General features: G+C 43.7%; 4 protein-coding genes. All 4 read right to left on the minus strand.

From position 1 onward, the window contains the following. Positions 1 to 1,497: PQQ-binding-like beta-propeller repeat protein (locus AC1DDX_RS20760; RefSeq protein ID WP_477622514.1), on the minus strand; the 1,497-nt coding region annotated here is incomplete at its 3' end. A 13-nt stretch (positions 1,498 to 1,510) separates the two neighbouring features. Then, positions 1,511 to 3,355: a beta-N-acetylhexosaminidase gene (locus AC1DDX_RS20765; RefSeq protein WP_337715022.1), complete on the minus strand. Its 1,845-nt coding sequence runs from the start codon at positions 3,353 to 3,355 to the stop codon at positions 1,511 to 1,513. A 27-nt stretch (positions 3,356 to 3,382) separates the two neighbouring features. Further along, positions 3,383 to 4,201, minus strand: coding sequence for an N-acetylmuramic acid 6-phosphate etherase (locus AC1DDX_RS20770; protein ID WP_288880269.1), 819 nt, complete (start codon positions 4,199 to 4,201; stop codon positions 3,383 to 3,385). Between the two features lie 14 nt (positions 4,202 to 4,215). After that, positions 4,216 to 6,357, minus strand: a 2,142-nt coding sequence (locus tag AC1DDX_RS20775) for an alpha-N-acetylglucosaminidase (protein ID WP_477622515.1), incomplete at its 5' end; no start/stop codon positions are given.

A 6,357-nucleotide genomic window follows, 5' to 3' on the forward strand; every position in this document is an offset into this window, starting at 1 on the left:
GTCCATGTAAAAGCTAATCTCACCATCCAGTTTTTGCAGTGGGCGATTTAAGACAGATAGTACATCAGCGGCGAGTGATGCTCCTGTTCTCTGATGATTTTCATCAACCGGGTTAATGTCGCCCCCACAACCCTGAATAAACATGGCATTGGAAATACTGTTCTTATCGGTAAGTAACTTTCTGGTCACCCCCGGAAAATTAGGACTAATGGTAAACATCTCGGCGCCCTCGTTCTTGAAAACCGCATGACAGCCCGTTAAAAATAACAGCGTTCTCTGTTGGTTCTTTTTATTAACCACACTCAATACATCTACATCATTATCATAAGGCACATGTGCTCCGGTAAGTGCTCTATTTGCACCTATCGCAGTTTTTCCCCTGCCAAAATATAGGTCGGCCGGTTGCATAGCTTTGATTGCTGCTCCTATCGCTTTCACAATGGCAGGTCTCAATGTTCCATTCATGTATAAACTATCTGGTTGCTGAACAAACTCAGGCCAAGCTGGCCAGTGCTGTGCTACGGGTCCAAAATGTGTGTGCGAGGAATTTACCATGACTGCTGCTGCCGGGATGCGGTATTTTCTATAAACCTCCTGTTTAACTGAAGTTACAAAGTCATAACCAAGGCCACAGAGATCTGCGCCCACCACAACCACCGTTTGCTTGCCTGATGATACTGCCAGTGCAGTAACTGAAAGATCACCTGTTGTTAGGTGTTTACCGGCAAACACAGAATTATCCTTAGTTAGGCCATACAAAGTATGGTTTCCTACTGCTATGGATTTTAGGTGTACATCGTAAGATACACCGTTGTATCTCGCAATTTTCGTCCAGGCTGCATTTCTATGTTTAAGATCCAATTTCATCAGATCGTCGCTTGCAGTTAATCCATACAAAGCCCCATCATAAGAAACCATGCTGACAAGGCTACTTAAACTGCTCAGCTTTGTCCAGTTTAGTGTTTTGCTTTTTAAATTCGAAAAGCTGATTACCCCATTTTGATCAGCCACATAGAGAATGTCATTAAAAATCGTAATACTTACTACCCCCTGGAGGGCAGCTAACTTTTTCCAGCTTAACGTACCGGAAAAACCGGACTGTAAAATCTCTCCCTTATCATTTACCGCATAAAGTAGTTTTTTTCCGGCAGCAAGCGCGGTTATGCCATCGCTCTTCCCAATGCCTTTCCAATTCAGGGTCTCTGCCGCCTTTGTCATCAGCAACTGGTTATTGCTTATTACAAATAACGCCTCATTATTTCCAGTAAAAGCCGTGCAGTTCTGCAATGCTGTTTTTTTTATCCAGTCGAGGCTAAAACGTCCTTCCCTGGGGTAACCGTAACCAGCCAAAGTCAGGGAAAACGGATACGTTGAGGGCTCAATGCTGGTTTTGGCAAAGCCCGATTTGTACAGCACCTGGGCATTGCCAGTAAAACTGATGCAACACAAACTGCAAATGAGCAGACGGGTTATTTTATTTAGGATTTTCAGATACATTAGAAGAATATGGTTAAGGGTTTTTGAAAATAGTTGTCGTATTTACACTTCGTTTCCCAGATGGGGTGATCACAATAGACTTTAAAGCCCTGCGCTCGCCCTTATTTAGTATAATCCGTATTGGTTTTTCATATACAAAATCAGTTTCCCTGGCATCCTGACCTTCAAAATTATAATAGATTCTCGCGCCCTCAACAGGGACCTTAAGTTCCAGGTTAAAATCCGCTCCAATCAGAGTAGTATCCGAAAGACCTATTGGACCAGGCACCCGGTATATTTTATCTGTTTTATCCAGAACGGCAAGATGCTTCGGTAGCCTTTCCTCAAAAAAGCTAACCGAATCCTTCTTTTCAAGAGGTGTCCAGGCAATCTCAGCCAATGCCATTAAGCGAGGATAGAGCATGTATTCTACCTTGCGGTGTGTATCCATGTGTTCTGTCCATATGGCTGCCTCAACCCCGATGATGTGTTCTTTCTCTTTATCAGAGAGCACTGCAGGTGTAGGATCATAGTTATAAACCCGCGGCAAAGAATTGTAGCCCCAACCGATGGCCAGGGGTTCCAGCTCCCGTTTGCCCTGTATAAAATCGAAATAAACATGTGAAAGGGGTGACATTACAACATCATGTCCCTGTTTTGCAGCTTTGATCCCTTCCTCTATGTTACGCCAGCTCATTACTGTTGCATTTGGTGCAAGACCACCCTCGAGGATCTCATCCCAGCCAATAATCTTTCTCCCCCTGGAGTTCACAAATTTCTCGATCCTTTTTACAAAATAACTCTGCAGCTCAAATTCATTTTTCAGGTGATTGTCTTTAATCCGTTTCTGGCAAAATTTACAGACCTTCCAGCGTTCTTTAGGGCATTCATCACCTCCGATATGAATATAAGGAGAAGGGAATAACGCCATAACCTCTGTGAGCACGTCTTCCAGGAATTTAAAGGTATTTTCTTTGCCTGCACAATACACATCTTCAAATATGCCCCAGTGCTCAGCGACTTTAAATGGCCCGGGATTGTCACCACAAGCCAATTCCGGGTAAGCCGCCAGCGCTGCCAGGGAGTGTCCTGGCAGTTCAATTTCTGGGATAACTGTGACATGTCTTTCTGCTGCATAGGCAACCACCTCCCTGATCTCGTCCTGTGTATAAAAACCACCATAAGGCAGGTGGTCATTACCATTAAGCGAATCTGTGTAATTACTGATTTGCGTACCGGCACGGAAAGCACCTACAGAGGTAAGTTTGGGATATTTTTTAATCTCAATTCGCCAGCCGTGGTCTTCGGTAAGATGCCAGTGATATACATTCATCTTGTATTTTGCCAGCATCTCAATCTGGCTTTTAATAAAGGAAACCGGATAGATATGGTAGCCTACATCCTGCATTATTCCTCTGTAAGCATAGCGAGGGCTATCGCTAATCTCCAAACAGGGAACTTCAGGTTTCTGATCCTTTACGCTGATCAACTGAAATAGCGTCTGTAAGCCATAGAACATACCTGCATCGTCGCCCGTAATTTCAATTACTGCCGCACCTACCCTAAGTGTATACGACTCCTTGACCCTTGCCTTTGCAGATACAAAAGAAATTACCTGGTTCGATTTTTCAGGCTTTCCGGAAAGAAGTCTCAGGTTAATGCCATAGTTTTCGTACAAGTATTCATGAAGCTGAACGGCGCTCTTCTTTGAGGTAGCATCTGAATAATGAATTACAGTATTACTACCGACAATAAAGCTCCCTCTTTTCAGGTTCAACTGTGCAGGCGCTGGAATCAACTGCACTTTAGGCGCACCAGACTGCGCATAACCAGATATGACCAGGAGCGCCCACAAACAACAAATAAAAATGTATTTCAAAGTTTTATATTTAGCGTTCTAAAATAATCAGTCGTGATTTTTAACCAGTTTTTCCATCGCATTTTTTACAGTACCATACTGTAAAAGCAATGACTTAGCCTCATTATAGTTGTCAATTTCGGCTTTTTTCATCAGCATTTTAACGCCCCTGTCCATGATCTTATCGTTAATGAGTTTTACATTGATCATGTTATTGCCTTCTATCCTTCCCAGTTGAATCATCACTGTGGTTGATATCATATCCAGCAACATCTTCTGTGCAGTACCGCACTTCATTCGGGTACTTCCTGTCACAAATTCGGGACCGGTAAGTACTTCAACAGGATAATCAGCCTGTCCTGCAATAATCGAGTCCGGATTGCTCACAATGCAGCCTGTTGCAATGTGATGTGCACGACACTGTTTTAGGCCCTCCAGAACGAAAGGCGTACTTCCACTTGCGGAAATACCCACCACAATATCTTTTTCTGAGATGTTTGCTGCATTGAGCCTGTCCCAGGCTTCATTCAGGTCATCCTCCATTTCTTCCAGTGCATCTATGAGCCGGTCCTCTCCTCCGGCAAGCACAGCATTGTAAATTCCTTTGGGTAGGCCGTAGGTGGTAGGTAGCTCGATCACATCGAGTACAGAGAGTCTGCCGCCGCTACCGGCTCCGATGTAGAACATCCGGCCGCCGTTCTTTAGTTTATTCACGATAGCGGTAATCAGGCAGTTTACCTGCGGTAAAACCTCCTGAATTGCTTTTGCCACTTTATGGTCTTCTTGATTAATAGCACTGGTCAGTTCCTCAACTGATTTGGTTTCCAGGTTATCATAAAGGGATGATTGTTCTGTAATAGGTATCATATGTTATTCGTAATTTATTTTTTGTTCTTCGTTAATTTAAGTTTCTTGTATGCGGCAGTGATCTGCTTGCCATATTTAGCATACATTTTTTTTGATATTTCTGTAGGATCTCCTGTTGGTTGATCCGGATATTGCTCTGTACCATTTACCCAGTTCCATTCCCAGGTTTTTACTTTTTCAGTAAAGCCCTTTTGGTCAAATACTTTTTTCGTTTTTAAAGCATCACTGGCCTCGGAGATAAACATCTTCCATCTTTTTCCGTAAAAGCCATTAAACAGACCCGACCATTGCTTGTTTGCATATTCGTGAAGTACAGCATCTTTCCCTCCCCAAAGGGTGATCAGATCTCTTGCGTTTTTTTCATATAATCGAGACTCAGCGGTATTGGCACCCCATTTTTTTGCATCGTTGAGCCACTTCCCAAGCAACAATTCTCTTCGGGTACCCATCAGCTGGTCCATATCGGCAATCAGTTCCATGAATTCTGCAGTATGTTGTTTAAAGCCGGTAATGTTTTTTTGTTTGAAGTCTCTGGCAAACTGTTGTTGAACAACTGAGGCATAATTGGCCAGCACCTGCGTGCCAATGCTTACCAGATCAAACTGGTAGCAATCATTACGCTTAAATTGCTGAGCCGCAGCCAGCATATTCTCCCATGCCGGCACCAACGCAAGTGGATCATACGGCAAATCTGTAGCGGCCCAATCATTGTCTTTTTCAAAGGTTGGTCTTGCTACCACAATGGTCTCATAGCTGCCTTCTTTAGCATACACTGTTTTATGTAAAATATCCCAGGCTTTTTCTGTGTACGGGTTCTTTTTTCCGTAACGACTGTGGGCATATCCTTTTAACCACTCGTTCACGTTTACGGGCTGATCGCTCCATACGTGATTGAGCATAAGCGAATAGATAACTGGATTTTGCTCTATCCCTTCAGGCACCAATCCGACTCCAGACAGGTTACCTTTATTAGGATCATGAACCATTTCTGCAGGCTCTTTAGCGATATAATCAAGGTTGCCGAACAGTGGATTCCTGCCGCCAAAATTGTGAAGCATGCACCATATCCATGGTTTCCCGAAAAAGGATTTGGTTTTGGTCCATATAGGCTGTTCATCGGCAAAAAGATCCAGGATGATTAATTTATCATCCGGTACTCCGCTCAAATAATTGTTGATGCGCTCAGGCTGCCAGAAATCCCTTCGGTCCCAGAACAACCATCCCTGCATCACCCATATTGCTTTTGGGTCGGTTTTGGCCATACCATCATATACTGCCTTGCCGATTTTACGTACGTAGGCAGAATCCTGGTGTGGAAGATCCATTTCATTGAAGGTATCGGCCCCGTATAAATGATTTTCCAATCCAAAGGTCTTTTGTTGTTCCTGCATAAACCTGTCGGCTATCTGCTGAAACATAGGATCTTCCGGGTCAAGTACATAAGCATCTGCAAAACGGCCTTCCCAGTTCACCTTGTCAACTTTAGCGTTAGGGAATCTTTTTTTGAATGTTGGGGGCACATGACCGCTAAAGGCAGGAAGGATTGGTTTCATACCCAACTCCCGTTCGCGAAGCAGGATCTTTTTCTGTAGTTCCTCGTGACTTTTCATCCAGCTTTTTGGCAAAGGACCATTCAACCCATCAATATTACCTGCCCAGAACCACATGAAATATGCCGGCCCGGTAAAAAAAGCATCCATGTCTGCGTCATCAAAACCAAAGCTTCTGTAAACCCGGTCCCACAGCGCATTCTGTCCAGTCATAGCAAGCGGCATATTGATCCCATTCAATGCCATAAAATCAATTTCCCATTGCCAGCGCTCCCAGTCCCACCAGGACGCAGTATAATTGAAGGTACAGTAATTGAAATAATGACGGTAATCATGCGGTGTAACCTTATGAATTTTTTCCTTCACCATAGGAAATGGTGTTGGAATCTCCAGATTGGTACCATTCCAACTGATATCGCAATGCGCGTAATTTTTAAGCCAGTAGTTAAAGGCACTGGCAACCGATATCCCATTATTGCCTTTTAAAAGAATCTGTTCCCCACTGGCTTCCAGTTCAAAAACATCTTTGTTGTCTTCCATGGGAATATAGGCCACCTTAAAACGATTGGCATATTTTGGCAGAACCCGTTTAATCAGTGCATAGGC

The organism is Pedobacter sp. 10L46_2 (assembly GCF_056395165.1).

Coding starts and splice junctions, on each gene's coding strand:
- AC1DDX_RS20770 (WP_288880269.1), bottom strand. CDS start 4,201: ATGATACCTATTACAGAACAATCATCCCTTTATGATAACCTGGAAACC.